12 protein-coding genes, 1 tRNA gene and 1 other annotated feature are annotated in these 14874 nt (G+C 50.5%); of the genes, 2 read left to right on the forward strand and 11 right to left on the reverse strand.

Features of this window, described 5'->3' with window-relative positions:
- Positions 1–7: 7 nt before the first annotated feature.
- The 10 genes from dnaA to A4G20_02535 all read right to left on the reverse strand — a co-directional run bounded on the left by dnaA (position 8) and on the right by A4G20_02535 (position 12123).
- Positions 8–1345: a chromosomal replication initiation protein DnaA gene (gene dnaA / locus A4G20_02490; GenBank protein QIW15283.1), complete on the reverse strand. Its 1338-nt coding sequence runs from the start codon at positions 1343–1345 to the stop codon at positions 8–10.
- 159 nt (positions 1346–1504) lie between these two features.
- Positions 1505–1579: transfer RNA gene (locus A4G20_02495), tRNA-Arg, on the reverse strand.
- A gap of 12 nt (positions 1580–1591) precedes the next feature.
- Complete coding sequence (locus A4G20_02500; protein ID QIW15284.1) at positions 1592–3868, reverse strand: malic enzyme; 2277 nt, start codon at positions 3866–3868, stop codon at positions 1592–1594.
- Between the two features lie 117 nt (positions 3869–3985).
- Complete coding sequence (locus A4G20_02505; GenBank protein ID QIW15285.1) at positions 3986–5236, reverse strand: tRNA lysidine(34) synthetase TilS; 1251 nt, start codon at positions 5234–5236, stop codon at positions 3986–3988.
- A gap of 100 nt (positions 5237–5336) precedes the next feature.
- Entirely contained in the window at positions 5337–6353 is a 1017-nt protein-coding gene (locus A4G20_02510) for a hypothetical protein (protein QIW15286.1), read from the reverse strand.
- Between the two features lie 54 nt (positions 6354–6407).
- Entirely contained in the window at positions 6408–7133 is a 726-nt protein-coding gene (fabG, locus tag A4G20_02515; GenBank protein QIW15287.1) for a 3-oxoacyl-ACP reductase, read from the reverse strand.
- A 113-nt stretch (positions 7134–7246) separates the two neighbouring features.
- Positions 7247–8188 (reverse strand): malonyl CoA-acyl carrier protein transacylase, encoded by a 942-nt coding sequence (locus A4G20_02520; GenBank protein ID QIW15288.1) that lies wholly within the window; start codon positions 8186–8188, stop codon positions 7247–7249.
- A 59-nt stretch (positions 8189–8247) separates the two neighbouring features.
- Positions 8248–10398, reverse strand: a complete 2151-nt coding sequence (locus A4G20_02525; protein ID QIW15289.1) for a copper-translocating P-type ATPase — start codon at positions 10396–10398, stop codon at positions 8248–8250.
- A gap of 121 nt (positions 10399–10519) precedes the next feature.
- The gene (locus A4G20_02530; GenBank protein ID QIW15290.1) at positions 10520–10756 is read right to left on the reverse strand and encodes a hemolysin; all 237 of its coding nucleotides are present in this window, start codon (positions 10754–10756) and stop codon (positions 10520–10522) included.
- Positions 10753–12123: a UDP-N-acetylmuramate:L-alanyl-gamma-D-glutamyl-meso-diaminopimelate ligase gene (locus tag A4G20_02535; GenBank protein ID QIW15291.1), complete on the reverse strand. Its 1371-nt coding sequence runs from the start codon at positions 12121–12123 to the stop codon at positions 10753–10755. The genes A4G20_02530 and A4G20_02535 overlap by 4 nt, the downstream gene beginning before the upstream one ends.
- 180 nt (positions 12124–12303) lie before the next feature.
- On the opposite strand from A4G20_02535, the gene A4G20_02540 reads away from it, so the two are divergent.
- Together A4G20_02540 and A4G20_02545 are read left to right on the forward strand one after the other, a co-directional pair.
- Entirely contained in the window at positions 12304–13362 is a 1059-nt protein-coding gene (locus tag A4G20_02540; protein QIW16833.1) for a spermidine/putrescine ABC transporter substrate-binding protein, read from the forward strand.
- A 17-nt stretch (positions 13363–13379) separates the two neighbouring features.
- Positions 13380–13949 (forward strand): transcriptional regulator, encoded by a 570-nt coding sequence (locus tag A4G20_02545; GenBank protein QIW15292.1) that lies wholly within the window; start codon positions 13380–13382, stop codon positions 13947–13949.
- Positions 13950–14044: 95 nt separating this feature from the next.
- Here A4G20_02545 and A4G20_02550 read toward each other — a convergent pair whose 3' ends face one another.
- Positions 14045–14560: a superoxide dismutase gene (locus tag A4G20_02550; protein QIW16834.1), complete on the reverse strand. Its 516-nt coding sequence runs from the start codon at positions 14558–14560 to the stop codon at positions 14045–14047.
- 195 nt (positions 14561–14755) lie between these two features.
- Positions 14756–14847: a binding site (TPP riboswitch), on the forward strand.
- Positions 14848–14874: the final 27 nt, after the last annotated feature.

Below are 14874 nucleotides of genomic sequence, written 5' to 3' on the forward strand. Positions count from 1 at the left end.
GGCTTCCTTAGGACGATAGTTTTCGGGTTAATAAGACGTAATCTTCTTGGGTGGCGCTGTCGCTGTCCCGTAATTTGTTGATGGCCTTGCAGGCGTGCATGACCGTGGTGTGATCCCGCCCGCCAAATTCACGGCCGATTTCTGGCAGGCTGTGGCTGGTCAGCTCCTTGGCCAGAGCCATGGCCATTTGGCGAGGACGGGCAATGGAGCGGGTACGGGTTTTGGATTTAAGATCCGCAGGCTTAATATGGTAGAACTCGGCCACCACATTTTGAATATTCTCAATGGTAATGAGCTTGTCGTAGGAGTCTAGCAAGTCCTTAAGCGACTCTCGGGCCATATCAATGGTAATTTCTCGGCCAGTAAATTTGCGAAAGGCCACCAAGCGGTTCAGCGCCCCTTCAAGCTCCCGCACATTGGTGCGTAATTTTTGCCCCAGGAAGAAGGCCACATCCTCATTAAGGGCCTCACCCCGTTCTTCAGCCTTTTTGATCAGGATCTTAACCCGAGTTTCTAACTCAGGCGGCTCAATGCCAGCGTTGATCCCCCAGGTTAAGCGGGATTTGATCCGATCTTCAATATTATCTATATCTTTGGGGAAACGATCCGAGGCCACAATGACCTGCTTACCCTTTTCAAAGAGGGCGTTAAAGGTGTGGAAAAACTCTTCTTGGGAGGCCACCTTATTGGAGAAAAATTGAATATCATCCACCATCAGCACATCTAGCGAACGGTAGAATTTCTTGAAATGATCGATGGTATTATTTTTAAGCGCCTTGACCATCTCCTGCACCAGGTTTTCCGAGGTCTTATAGACCACCCGTGCCTTGGGGTTTTTGCTCACAATGGCATTGCCGATGGCGTGCAAAAGGTGGGTTTTGCCCAGGCCTGTGCTGCCATAGAGGGAAAAGGGGTTGCAGTGGCTATCGCCTGGATTTTCAGCGATTTGCTGGGCAACCACCTTGGCCAGCTGGTTGGATTTGCCCTGCACGAAATTATCAAAGTTCCAGGCAGGGTTGAGGGTGTTGCGGATCTGGCTTGCAAATTTTTCTACTTTTTGGCCCGCTTGTTGCGGATCCTGGGCTTCCGCTGGCTTATCTTCAGGCTTGCTGCCCACCCGCACCATAACCTTCAAACCATCATCCTTGCCTAAAAAGCGAGCAAGGCCGACAATTTCCGCCAAGAACTTATCCTGCACCCAGTTGGCGACAAATTGGTTTTGAGCATAAAGGGTCAATTCCCCATTGGCAAAAGCGGCCTGAAGAGGGCGCAGCCAGGTATTGTAGTCTGCTGACGACACTTTTGTTTGTAGATGATTTAAACAATCAGACCAAAGGGAAGACACAGGTTGCTCCAAAATAGACAAGTCAAAAAAGGCTTTTATGATACCCGAATTTAAGGCAGATTTCTAAGGATTTTCAGAGGATCTTGGGGAAAAAATGTGGATAGGTTCTTTGTTATACAGACAAAAAAGATCGGGCCTAAACCCGATCTTTTCTTATGCTGGCCTCACCGACAGGAATCGAACCTGTATCTTACGCTTAGGAGGCATACGTTCTATCCGTTGAACTACGGCGAGGTAAATGTTCTCTTATTTATTCTCTTCTTGTGCCTTAACCGCTGCATAGGCCACCATATTGATGATACGGCGTACCGATGAGACTGGGTTGAGAATGTGGGCCGACTTGTTAATCCCCATCAGGATTGGGCCAACGGTGATGGCTGTGGTGGTCGCACGTAGGAGGTTGTAGCTGATACGGGCAGACTCTAAGTTTGGCATCACAAGGAGGTTGGCTGAACCCTTGAGCGGGCTGTCTGGCATCACATCTAGGCGGCGGGCTTCGTTAAGGGCCAGGTCGCCGTGCATTTCGCCGTCAATCATAAGGGCAGGATCACGTTCATTAACCAAGGCCAAGGTTTCACGCATTTTCGGCGCACCCAAGGCATCAGAAGCCCCGAAGTTGGAATGGGAAACCAGGGCAACCGCAGGCTCCATACCGAAGCGGCGGATTTCGCTGGCGGCCATTAGGGTGATTTCGGCCAGTTCTTCAGCACTTGGATCTGGATTAACATAGGTGTCGGTCATAAAGACGTTACCCGTTGGCAGCACTAGGCTATTGAGAGCCGCCGGGGTCTTAATACCTGGTTTGAGACCCAAGACTTCCTTAATTGGCGCCAAGTGCTTGCTGTAGGTGCCAAAGAGGCCGCAAACCAAGCCATCGGCCAGGCCTAATTCCACCAAGACAGAGGCAATGGCGGTAGTGTTAGACACCAGCACCCGTTTGGCAATGGCCTCGGTAATGCCGCGGCGTTTCATGATTTCATAATAACGCTTCCAGCACTGCTCGTAGTATGGGTTGTGTTCGTTGTCGATAAGGTCGAAGTCCTTGCCCACTTCTAGGCGTAGGCCTAATTTCTTGATCTTGGCCTCAATGATATTTGGGCGGCCAATTAAGATCGGGTAGGCCAGGTTCATAGACACAATTTCTTGGGTGGCGTGCAGCACCTTGTCCTCTTCGCCTTCAGCCAAGACAATGCGTTGCTTGTTGGCCTTGGCCTGGTTGAAGATCGGACGCATAAAGAGGTTGGTTTTGTAAACGAACTGGGTCAGTTGCTCGTTGTAGGCCTCCCAGTCCTCAATCGGACGGGTTGCCACACCAGACTCCATAGCTGCCTTGGCCACGGCTGGGGCAATACGCACGATAAGACGTGGGTCGAACGGGCGTGGAATCACATAATCAGGCCCGAAGGTTGCCCCCTCGCCGCCGTAGGCAGAGGTCACCACATCGCTTTGTTCAGCCAGGGCTAGATCCGCAATGGCATAAACCGCCGCCCGCTTCATTTCTTCGTTAATGGTGGTTGCGCCTACATCCAAGGCACCCCGGAAGATGAATGGGAAGCAAAGCACGTTGTTTACTTGGTTCGGGTAGTCAGAACGGCCGGTACAAACAATGGCATCAGGGCGAACCGCCTTGGCTTCTGGTGGCGTGATTTCAGGATTTGGGTTGGCTAAGGCCAAAATAAGTGGGTGAGCCGCCATGGATTTAACCATCTCTTGGGTCAGCACACCAGCAGAAGAACAGCCTAAGAAGATGTCAGCATTCGGAATGGCATCGCCCAGGGTCCGCCAGCCCTTATCGACAATGGCATAGTCTTTTTTGGTCTGATCCATCTTGTCGTCACGGTCTTTGTAGATCACACCCTTAGAGTCGCAAACCACGATATTTTCCCGCTTCATACCTAAAGAAACTAAGAGGTTAAGACAGGCAATGGAAGCCGCCCCAGCACCCGAGGCCACTAAACGCACATCTTCAATTTTCTTGTTCATAATGCGTAGGGCGTTGATAACCGCTGCTGCACTGATAATGGCTGTGCCGTGTTGATCGTCGTGGAAGACAGGAATCTTCATGCGTTCACGCAGTTTTTGCTCAATATAGAAGCACTCTGGAGCCTTGATGTCTTCCAAGTTTACCCCGCCAAAGGTTGGTTCAAGGGCGGCGATAATCTCAACTAATTTATCTGGATCACGCTCATCAATTTCAATGTCGAAGACGTTAATGCCCGCAAATTTTTTGAAGAGCACGCCCTTTCCTTCCATAACCGGCTTGCCGGCGAGGGCACCGATGTTGCCCAAGCCTAAGACGGCAGAACCATTGGAAATGACCGCAACCAGGTTGCCACGGGCGGTATATTTGTAGGAGTTTTGTGGATCTTTGGCAATTTCTAGGCAGGGTTCAGCCACACCTGGAGAGTAGGCCAGGGCCAGGTCTCGTTGGGTGGCAAGCGATTTGGTTGGGGTCACTTCAATCTTGCCCGGGATGGGAAATTCATGGAAATCCAAGGCGGCTTTGCGTAATTGTTCGCTCATACAACAGTCCTTCTAAATAAGTGTAATCAAGGGTTAAACGGAAACATTCTACTCTAAATTGATTTCTTTTTTTGTGAACTAGCTAACGATTTTGAAAATTTCTTGAAAAAATTTTGCCTAAAGGCTGATTAAGCCCACAAAGTCCTCCCCACAAAAAATCAGCGGAGTACGATCCCGCAGCCAAACGGGTAGGCTGTGGGATTGGAAGATCTTTTTAAGATCTTCCCGCTGAGTTTTGCCATAGACCTGAACCTTGCCAGACCAACCCAGTTTAAGGGAAAGGGGCTGGTGGCTGAGAGCCTGAGGCAAGATCAAGCGGGGAGTATCAGGCGATTTTTTGCAAAAAATCTGATTTTTTGACCGCTTGATCTTCCCTAAGTTAGCAGGTAATTCCAGCCATTCATCGTCTTTCAAGTCAGCCGAAAAAGGCTCAATGGCCTCAAGGGGAGCAGTTAAGTAAAGGCAGGCCTGATAGCGGCGGATTAGCTTGTCGCCTAACTTAAATTGCGGGTTTTTATCGGCCTGGGCAAAAAGGACATCTTTGATTATCTGCTCCAACTGGACTTGTGAGGGCATGGCCTGCCCCTGCTGGGCCAGCCAGAGACGAAGCAGGGCTTGCTGCTTGGCCGGGGAAAAATGGCCAAAGCCCTCAATTTGCAAATTTCCGCTTAAATCCAACCGCTTGTTGAGTTCCTCAGCCAGCAACTCTTCCAGCAGGGCCTGATCTTGGCGGCAGAGCTGGGCGGAACGGGCTACCATTTGGCTAAAATGGGGCCAGCGTTGGGTCAGTTGGGGCAGGATCTGGTTACGCAGGAAGTTGCGATCAAAGCGATCAGACTGGTTGCTTTCATCGCTGATCCAGTTGAGATTATGGGCTTGAGCATAGGCCAAAAGCTCCGTCTTACTCACATTTAAGAGCGGGCGAATAAGCGGGAAACCGTGGCTTTGGCTCTGTTCAGCCATGGCAGATAAGCCCTTAAGGCCACTGCCCCGCTTAAGGGCCAAGAAAAAGGTTTCGGCCTGGTCGTCTTGGTGATGGGCGGTGACCAGGCTTTCATCAGGCCAAATAACCTCTCGAACGGCCTGATAGCGGGCCTCTCTGGCCTGGGCTTCAAGATTAGCTGAGGAGCTTAACTGCACCTTTTTTAGTAGAAAGGGAATTTGATGGGTTTGGCAAAGTTCCCGGCAAAAATCGGCCCAATCATCGGCATGGGGGCTAAGGCCATGATGGACGTGAATGGCCCGAAAGGGGCGTTTGAGGCCCAGCAAGAGATGAAAAAGCACCACCGAGTCCAGCCCGCCACTGAGGGCAAGAAGGAGCTTGGATTGATGGTTTAGATGGGTTTTAAGCTGTTCAGGAAAAATCATCTATCTTCATATTAATGGTGCCAGCCTCCTGGCTGGTGCCTGATCTATCGCAGGATCAGCACCAGCCAGGAGGCTGGCGCTATCCTAGGCTCTATTAGAGCTAACGGAATTTGCTTTCTTTTAGTTCTTTTTGATAGGCCTTGTTGAGGAGCGGGTTAAGCTCTTGCCACATAAAGTCTAATTCAATTTCCCCTTCGGCAAAGGAGCCTAGCTCATAGACTGAATAGACAAAGTGAATGCCTGTATCGCTAAAATAGAAGTTATCAGGCACACGGAACTCGGCTTTTTCAACCCAGGTATTATGCATTTGCCCATTGTCATCGCGGCTGCGAGCTTCATAACTTTCCCATAAACGTTCCTTCAGCTTGGCCTGATTGTCCTTGGTAAACAAATCATCTAGGCTGATTTTCTTCTTATTCTTGAGATCCACCACGATGTAGTTGGTCGAATAAACCCCGTGGGCACCGCCTGCATAAGTGTGGCTGAAGAGAGTAAAGGTGGCCATGTTCTCTTTTTGGTGGAGGAAGTTCAGATCCAAATCGAAGGTTTGGCCGATGGAGCGAAAGGCCTTAGCCTCTTCCACGGCATTGGCCACCCATTTGTCTAAGAGGCTGGTGAGTTGCTGCTTATTTTGGATCTTGACCTCAGGGTTGCCCTCTGATCCTGCCACAGAAAAATAGTCAAAAACCTGATCGATTAAGAGCTTATCCAGCCAGTCAATCCCCGTTGTGAGGCTGGAAACCTGGTATTCAATCGGGGTCTGGGTTTGCCATTTCCAGTCATCGCTGTTTTTATCCGTAATTTCCTTCTCTAATTCGGCCAGTTGTTCCTTATCCTCCAAGAGGCCCACGACGCTCTTTTCAAAAAGGATCTGCTCCTTTACAAAAATGGCAGAAAGGTTGTCGGCTGCCGCCAGTTGATTGGCCTTGAGTTCAGCCTTGAGCTTTTCCACCTCACTTTTCAGGGCAGTCAGCTCACTGTTTAATTTGGTGATGGTTTGGTCTTTTTGGCTGATTTCTTGGCTTAGTTGTGTATTTTGGGCTTGAACTGCCTTGTCATCACAGGCCGAGAGGGCCAGGCTTGAGGCAATCAGCAGGGTGAGCAGGGATTTTTTCATGGGTGTCTCCTTAAAGGGAACTCCCCCAAAAATGAGGGGGAGGAAGGGCTGGGCCTAGTTCATGTAGAGGCCGCCATTAACGTGCAGGGTTTCGCCGTTAATGTAGCCCGCATCGTCAGAAGCCAAGAAGGCAACCGCCTTGGCAATGTCTTGCGGAGAGCCTAATTGGCCGGCTGGGATCTGGCTTAAGATAGCCTCTTTTTGGGTGTCGGTCAGCTCATCGGTCATATCTGTTGCGATAAAGCCTGGGGCGACCACGTTTACGGTAATGCCACGGGAAGCGACTTCCTTGGCTAGAGATTTAGAAAAGCCAATTAAGCCAGCTTTGGCAGCACAGTAGTTGGTCTGGCCTGGATTGCCTGAAGAACCGACCACAGAACCGATGGTAATAATGCGGCCACCTTTTTTCATCATAGGGCGCAGGACGGCTTTAGAGAGGCGGTAAACAGAGGTCAGGTTGGTTTGGATAATGTCGAACCAGTCGCTGTCCTTCATCCGCATGAGCAGGCCATCACGGGTGATGCCAGCGTTGTTTACTAGGATGTCCACATCGCCAAAGTCGGCCTTGATTTGGGCTAAAACTGAGTCAATGGATTCGGCTTCAGTAACGTTGAGAACCAGGCCCTTGCCATTCTCACCTAGATAGGCAGAAATAGCTTCTGCCCCTTTTTCAGAGGTGGCTGTGCCGATAACAAAATTGCCACGGGCGACTAATTCTTCTGCAATGGCGCGGCCAATTCCACGGCTGGCGCCAGTAACTAATGCGATTTTTTTGGTCATGATTGTCTCCTAAAATCTAAATTTGATAGCGCCAGCGTCCTCGCTGGTGCTGATGAGTTATTGAAATATGGCACAAGCGAGGACGCTTGCGCCATCAAACCAGAGGGTTATGATTAAGCAAGAACAGCCCCAAGGCTGGCCACATCATTCACAGCCTGTGCCTTCACCTCTTTCACAATACGGCTAGCCAAGCCCGTTAAAACCTTATTCGGTCCGATTTCATAAAGCTGGCTTACGCCCTCTTGGGCCATTTTCTCGACTGTTTCTGTCCAGCGTACTGGGCTGTAGAGCTGGCGAACCAGAGCCAAACGAATACGGGCTGCATCAGTTTCCACTTCCACATCCACGTTATTAATAACCGGCACTTGTGGAGCGAAAAATTCGACTTTCACCAAGGCTTCGGCCAACTTATCGGCCGCAGGTTTCATGAGAGCACAGTGGGATGGCACGCTGACAGGCAAAGGCAGGGCACGTTTAGCACCCGCTTCTTTACATAAAGCACCTGCACGTTCCACGGCCGCTTTGGAGCCAGCAATCACCACCTGGCCAGGTGAGTTGAAGTTCACGGCTGAAACAATTTCTCCCTCAGCCGCTTCACTTTGGGCCTGTTCGCAGGCCTTGATAATGGCCTCATTGTCTAGGCCGATAATGGCATACATGGCCCCAGTGCCTGCTGGCACGGCTTCTTGCATAAGCTGGCCACGCAGTTCGACTAGCTTAACCGCATCCTTAAAGCCCATCACGCCTGCACACACCAGGGCAGAGTATTCACCCAGGCTGTGGCCGGCCATCACGCTTGGTTTGAGTTCAGGGTGCTTTTCCTGCCAAACCCGGTAGATGGCAACGGAGGCGGTTAAAAGAGCAGGCTGGGTGCGTTGGGTCTGGCCTAGATCTTCGGCTGTGCCGTTTTGAACCAGATCCCAAAGATCATAACCTAAAGCTTCTGAGGCTTCTTTAAAGGTGGCTTCCACCACAGGATAGGCACTTGCAAGATCGGCCAACATACCAACCGCTTGCGAACCCTGACCTGGGAAAACCATGGCGAATTTTGTCATTGTCTTCTTCCTTATTGGCGTTAAAAGTGGGGCCATTATACTGTAAGAGCCTGGTTTTACTAAGAAAAACTGCTCCTACCTTTCTTTAGACGCAAGGCATTGGCCAAAACTGACACCGAACTTAAGGCCATGGCTGCCCCTGCAATCACAGGGCTAAGTAGGCCAAAGGCTGCCAGAGGAATGCCGATCACATTATAAATCAGGGCAAAAAAGAGGTTTTGCTTGATGTTGGTTAGTGTTGCTCGAGCCAGATTGAGCCCTGTTACCAGTTGGCTGACCGAGGCCTGCATGAGGGTGGCGGAGGCGGTCTGTTCGGCCACATGGGCCCCGTTTTTCATGGCAAAGCTGACATCTGCTTGAGCCAGGGCCGGGGCATCGTTAATCCCATCGCCCACCATGGCGACAACCCTGCCACTGGCCTGGAGCTGGGCGATTTTCTCGGCCTTGTCCCGGGGGCTAAGCTTGCAGTAGGCCTGTTTGATCCCTAAATCCTGGGCGATGAAATCGACAACACTTTGCTGATCACCACTGAATACCTGCACCTCAATTCCCATCTTTTGCAGGGCTTGGACGGCCTTGAGGCTATCGGGCTTGAGGCTATCGACCAGAGCAAAGGCACCGATTGGCTCATCGTTCACTGCAACTGCAACAATCGAGCCTAGCTGCCAGGCAGGATCCAGCTTATCCGGCAAGACCAACCCACAATAGGCCGCTTGGCCAACCTTAACTCGGCCCAGATCTGGAATGTCCCCTTCAAGCCCCTGGCCGGCCTGGCTTTCCACCCCGCAAGCGGTCAATAAGGGCAGATTTTTTGCAAGGGCTTCCGCCACTAAGGCCTGGGCTAAGGGATGATTAGCGTGTTGTTCCAGGCTGGCAGTGATTTGTAGGAGCTGGTTTTCATCATAAAGTTTAGAAAGCACCAGGCTGGCTGCCACTTGGGGCTTGCCCTCGGTCAAGGTGCCGGTCTTGTCTAAAATCACCGTATCAACCTGGGCGGAACGCTCTAGGGCAGCAGCATCCTTAAACCAGATCCCAGCCCGGCTGGCCCGGCCCATGCCCACCATAATGGAAGCGGGCGTGGCTAATCCTAAGGCACAGGGGCAGGCAATCACCAGCACGGCCACGCTATGCACCAGGGCCTGGACAGGGTCGGCTGCCAGCCACCAGGTCAAAATAAAGGTCAGGAAGGAAAGGCTCATCACCACCGGCACAAAGACCCCTGCCACCTTGTCGGCAAAGCGGGCAATGGGGGCCTTGGAACCTTGGGCCTGGGCCAAGGCCTGGGTCAGGTCGCCCAAGAGGGTTTGGCTGCCCAGGCCCTGGGCTTGATAGGTAAGGGAGCCATCGCTCACCAGGGAACCGGCCAAGACCCGGCTGCCAGCCAGCTTGTTTTCAGGCCGGGATTCGCCAGTTAAATGGCTCTCATCTGTCCAGCCTGAACCGCTTAAGACCAGCCCATCGGCACAGATCCGCTCCCCCGTATTGGCCCGCAGTACATCACCGATTTTAACCTCATTCAAGGCCACTTCCTGCCAGGTTTCGCCGACTTGTTTGCTCACCTTCTGTGGGGTCAGTTCCAGCAGGAGGCCGATACTGTTAAGGCTCTGACGCTTGGTGCGGGCCTCCAAAAACTTGCCCAGGCTGACAAAGCCAATCACCATCACCGAGGCCTCAAAATAGATATGGTGCAGGGCCTGTTCCCCATGGAGGAAGAGCATGGCGGTGGAATAGAGGTAGATAATCAGCGTGCCGGAACTGACCAAGACGTCCATATTGGCCAGGCCGCCCTTGATGCTGGCGATAGCACTGCGATAAAAAGGCAGGGCCAACCAAAGCTGAACCAGGCTGGCCAGGCCAAACTGCCAGAGGGGCGGGAGCATAAGGGCATGGGAGTTGAAGAGCATTCCTAACATGCCAATGAGGAAGGGAATATTGATGGTCAAAAGCAGGATCAGCCGCCAATTTGCAGCTTTTTCAGGTTTTTGAACCGCTTGCTCTTGGAGCAGGCTGGCCGAGAAGCCAGTTTTTTCAATGATTTCAATCAGTTGCTGGCTAGAGGCCTGCTCAGAATTAAAGCTAATCTGAGCCTGTTCCGTAGCAAAATTGACACTGGCTGTTTCCACAAAGGGCTTTTTATTTAGTACCTTCTCAATCCGGCTGGCACAGGCCTGGCAGTGCATGCCAGCAATATTTAGGGTGATGTTTTGCATAGTTTTCTCTGATGGCGCCAGCGCCCTCGCTGGTGCCTTAGTTTATTTAGAAATCTAAGGCTAAAAAGCAGCACCAGCCTGGAGGCTGGCGCTATCTTAGGGGCAAACCTTCCTTAGGCTATTATTTGTTATGTTGGTGGAAAAACTCCCATTCTTCTACTACACGGCCATCTGGCAGGTGGCAGAGGGCGTATTCATTGCCTTGGGCATCTTTTTTGACTTCCGATTTGCCGCCCTGCTGCTGGCAAAAGACAGAAGCAGGATTGGCCATGCCGACTATAGGCGCTGAGTTTTCTTGGTTGGAACAGGCCGCTAAAGTTAGGCTGCTTAGAGCAGCCGCCGTGAGGGTTCTTTTCATGCTTTTTCCTCCAGTTTGTTGAGGAGTTTTTGGTGGATTCCCCCAAAGGCCCCGTTACTCATAACCAAAATATGATCGCCTGCCTGGGCGGCTTCTGCCACTTTTTCCACCAGCTCCTCTAAATTGGCCGACCAGTAGGCTGGCTGGCTGAGGCTGTTGGTAATCTGGCTGACCTGCCAAGGAATGGTATCAGGCTGGTAAACAAAGACCTGATCGGCATCAGCCAAGGACGGGGCAATTTCGTCCTTATGTACGCCCATCTTCATAGTATTAGAGCGAGGCTCAAGTACGGCTAAAATGCGGCTATCTGGGCCAACCTTGCCCCGAAGTGCGTCAATTGTGGCCAAAATGGCGGTTGGATGGTGGGCAAAATCATCGTAAACCGTAATGCCCTTCACTTCACCTTTCACCTCCAAACGGCGGTTGGCGTTAATAAAGGATCCTAAAGCCTCACAAGCACCTGCAACCTCCACGCTCGCATGGTGGGCAGCCGCAATGGCCATAAGGGCATTGTGCATATTATGGGCACCGACCAGGTTCCAACGCACTTCGCCGGCCTTTTCCTGCTGGTGGAAAACGGCAAAATGGCTGCAATCTGCCGACAGTGGCTGGGCATACCATTCCTTATCCTGGCCGATAAATTGTAGGTCGCTATAGGTGCCTAACTTGAGGGTATCTTGCACGTTCTGGTCAGATTCTGCTGATAAAATGCAGCCATTTTGTGGAATGGTGCGAATGAGGTGGTGGAACTGGCGTTGAATGGCCTTGAGATCGTCAAAAATATCGGCATGGTCGAAATCAATATTGTTGATAATCAGGGTTTTTGGTGAATAATGGACAAATTTTGACCGCTTGTCAAAGAAGGCTGAGTCGTATTCATCTGCCTCAATAGCAAAGAAAGGGCTGGAACCGAGACGAGCGGAAACCCCAAAATTACCGGCCACCCCCCCAATCAGGAAGCCAGTATCCAGACCGTTTTGGTCTAAAATCCAGGCCAACATGCCAGTCGTGGTGGTTTTGCCATGGGTGCCGGAAACGGCCAAGACCCAGCGATCCTTAAGCAAGTGATCGTGCAACCATTGGGGGCCTGAGGTGTAGGGCAGCTGGTTGTTGAGCACATACTCTACACAAGGGTTGCCCCGGCTCATGGCATTACCAATCACCACCAAATCGGGGGCTGGTTGCAGTTGGGCCACATCGTAGTTGGGGATAATCTCAATGCCAGATTTCTCTAAAAAGGTGCTCATAGGCGGGTAAACATTGGTGTCTGAGCCCGTAACCTTATAGCCCATCTCACGGGCAAGAATGGCCACGCCTCCCATAAAGGTGCCGCAAATGCCTAAAATATGAATGTGTTTTTGTGTCATGGTGTTCCTTATGAAGCAAGGCTTATTTGAAACCTAGTCTAGCGAATTTTATTAAAAACTCAATGCTTTATTTCCCCTTAAACTCCCTTCAAAACCTGAGATTTTAATAGCCAAAATCCCTCAAGATCGCTATACTTGCACGCCCGCTTGAAAGTGGGGGATTTTTTATTTGACCCTTTAATGAGGAATAAGAAATTGACCAAATTCGGCAAACTTTTTGCAAAAATGGCGGTAGTCGCCACCGCTTGTTCCGCGGTGATGGCAGCGGCCGCAGAAAAACTCTATGTCTATAACTGGACAGAATATGTGCCTTCCTCCTTGTTAGAACAATTTACCAAGGAAACTGGTATTCAGGTCATTTACTCGACCTTTGAAAGCAATGAGGAAATGTACTCCAAGCTCAAACTGGCCAATGGGGCGGGTTACGATATTGTTTTCCCCTCCAGCTACTATGTAGGCAAGATGGCCAAAGAGGGCATGCTGGCCGAGTTAGATAAGGCTAAGCTCAGCAACCTAAAAAATGTTTCAACAGAATTGATGGGCAAACCTTTTGACCCAGAAAACAAGTATTCCCTGCCCTATGTTTATGGCCTAACAGGTTTGGGCATAAACAAGAGCGAAATCGACCCAGCCAGCCTCACCAGCTGGGGCGACTTGTGGAAAAGCGAATTCAAAGGCAAGGTCTTGCTGATGAATGACTCTCGTGAGGTCTTCCATATGGCTCTCTTGTTGGACGGCAAATCGCCCAACACACAGAATCCAGAGGAAATCAAGGCCGCCTACGAGCGTTTATTAACCCTTAAGCCGAATGTGCTGGTCTTTAATTCCGACTCACCAGAAATGCCTTATTTGCAGGGCGAGGTGGCTGTTGGCATGCAATGGACTGGCTCGGCCCACCGTGCGAAGAGCGAGAATCCAGACATTGATTTCATCTTCCCCAAAGAAGGTGCCATTATTTGGATGGATAACTACGTGATTCCTAAAAATGCGGCCAATAAGGAAGCAGCACATAAATTTATTGATTTCTTGCTGCGTCCTGAATCGGCCAAAGAGGTGATCGAAACCATGGGCTTCTCCATGCCAAACGAGGGGGTAAAAGCAATTTTAAGCCCTGAATTGGCCAGCGACCCCTTGATTTTTCCACCTTTAGAAGAACTTGAAAAAGGTATTTTGCAGGAGGACGTGGGCGATGCCACCGAAATCTATGAAAAATACTGGACTGAACTAAAAACACGTTAATTTGAGGTTTGACTACAATGTCTCATTCTACATCTTTAACCGCCAACCCAGCCCCGCTTGGCCTGTGCGGTTTTGCTTTAACCACCTGGCTTTTAAGCCTTATCAATAACGGCACCTTTAGTGGTGACAATGTCGGCCTGGTGTTGGCCATGGGCTTTGCCTTTGGCGGTACGGCACAAATGATCGCCGGTATGTTTGAATTTTCTAAGGGCAACACCTTTGGCTTTACGGCTTTCACCAGCTACGGTGCCTTCTGGTGGTCTTTCGCCCTCTTCAAAGTTTTCTTTGCTGACAAGGTTTCGCCAGAATTTATCGGCTGGTATCTCGTGGTTTGGGGTACCTTTACCCTTATGATGTTTATCGGCACCCTGGCCAAGGCCCGTGCCCTACAGGCCATTTTCTTAAGCCTAACCATCACCTTCTACTTATTAGCCATCGGTGATTTCACAGGTAACCATTCTATTACCCATATCGGCGGTAACTTTGGTTTATTAACTGCCCTTTTAGCCTTCTACTTGGCTGCGGCAGATATCATCAACGACAGCTTCGGCCGTACTGTTCTGCCAATTGGTGAGCCTAAGGCCTAACAAGCGGTCAAAAATCCGCATTTTTTCGCAAAAAAATAGCCCCTCCAGCAGGGGCTATTTGTTTACTCAACCAGACTTTTTTACTCAATTCAATCTTAATTAATTACACCACAAGCCATACGAGGGCCGCCACCGCCTAATGGGGCTGGGTGGTCAGAGTGGTTGTCGCCACCTGCGTGGATCATCAAAGAACGGCCTTTGACATCTTCTAATTTTTTCAAGCGAGGTGCCAGCACAGGGTATTCAGCCTTGCCATCATGATCAACGACCAGGGCTGGCAAATCGCCTAAGTGGGCTTCATCAGACCACGGGAAGCCGTGTTTGCCTGCCTTGGTTGGATCCCAGTGGCCGCCTGCACCTAGGCCTGCAACTAACTTACCGTCTTTTTCTTTCGGCTCACAGCTTGGGTTTTCATGAATATGGAAGCCGTGCATACCATGAGCCAGGCTGTGTAGGTTTGGGGTGAAGACCAAACCATAGGCTGATTCAGTAATCACCACGGTTCCCACATCCTTATTGCCATTGGCCGGGTCAAGCTGTTGAACTTTGACCTCGATTTGTTTAGGCATCTCTGTTTGGGCCATTGCTGGTGCAGCAAGCAGGCTGCTCAAGGCAGCAAGGGCAAAGATTTGTTTTTTCATAAGATCTCCTTTGGGGTTGAAAAACAGGTCCATTGTAAAGTTTTTCATTGTTTATGCAATAAATAAGCATAAACAATGTGACTTAGGTCACATTTTGCAGTGGCTAACCCAGCTATTGACAAACCACAATCTTTACATTTTTGCTGACAAAGTTTATAGTAGTTCAACTTTTAGTCGGGGTGCTTGCCTGCAAGCTGAGAAATACCCGTGAACCTGATACAGTTAGCACTGACGTAGGGAACTAAAAAATAGCCCAAACTGCCGCTATTTCCTCTTTTTCGTTT

It is taken from the genome of Pasteurellaceae bacterium RH1A (assembly GCA_012221805.1).
Lineage (GTDB): Bacteria > Pseudomonadota > Gammaproteobacteria > Enterobacterales > Pasteurellaceae > RH1A.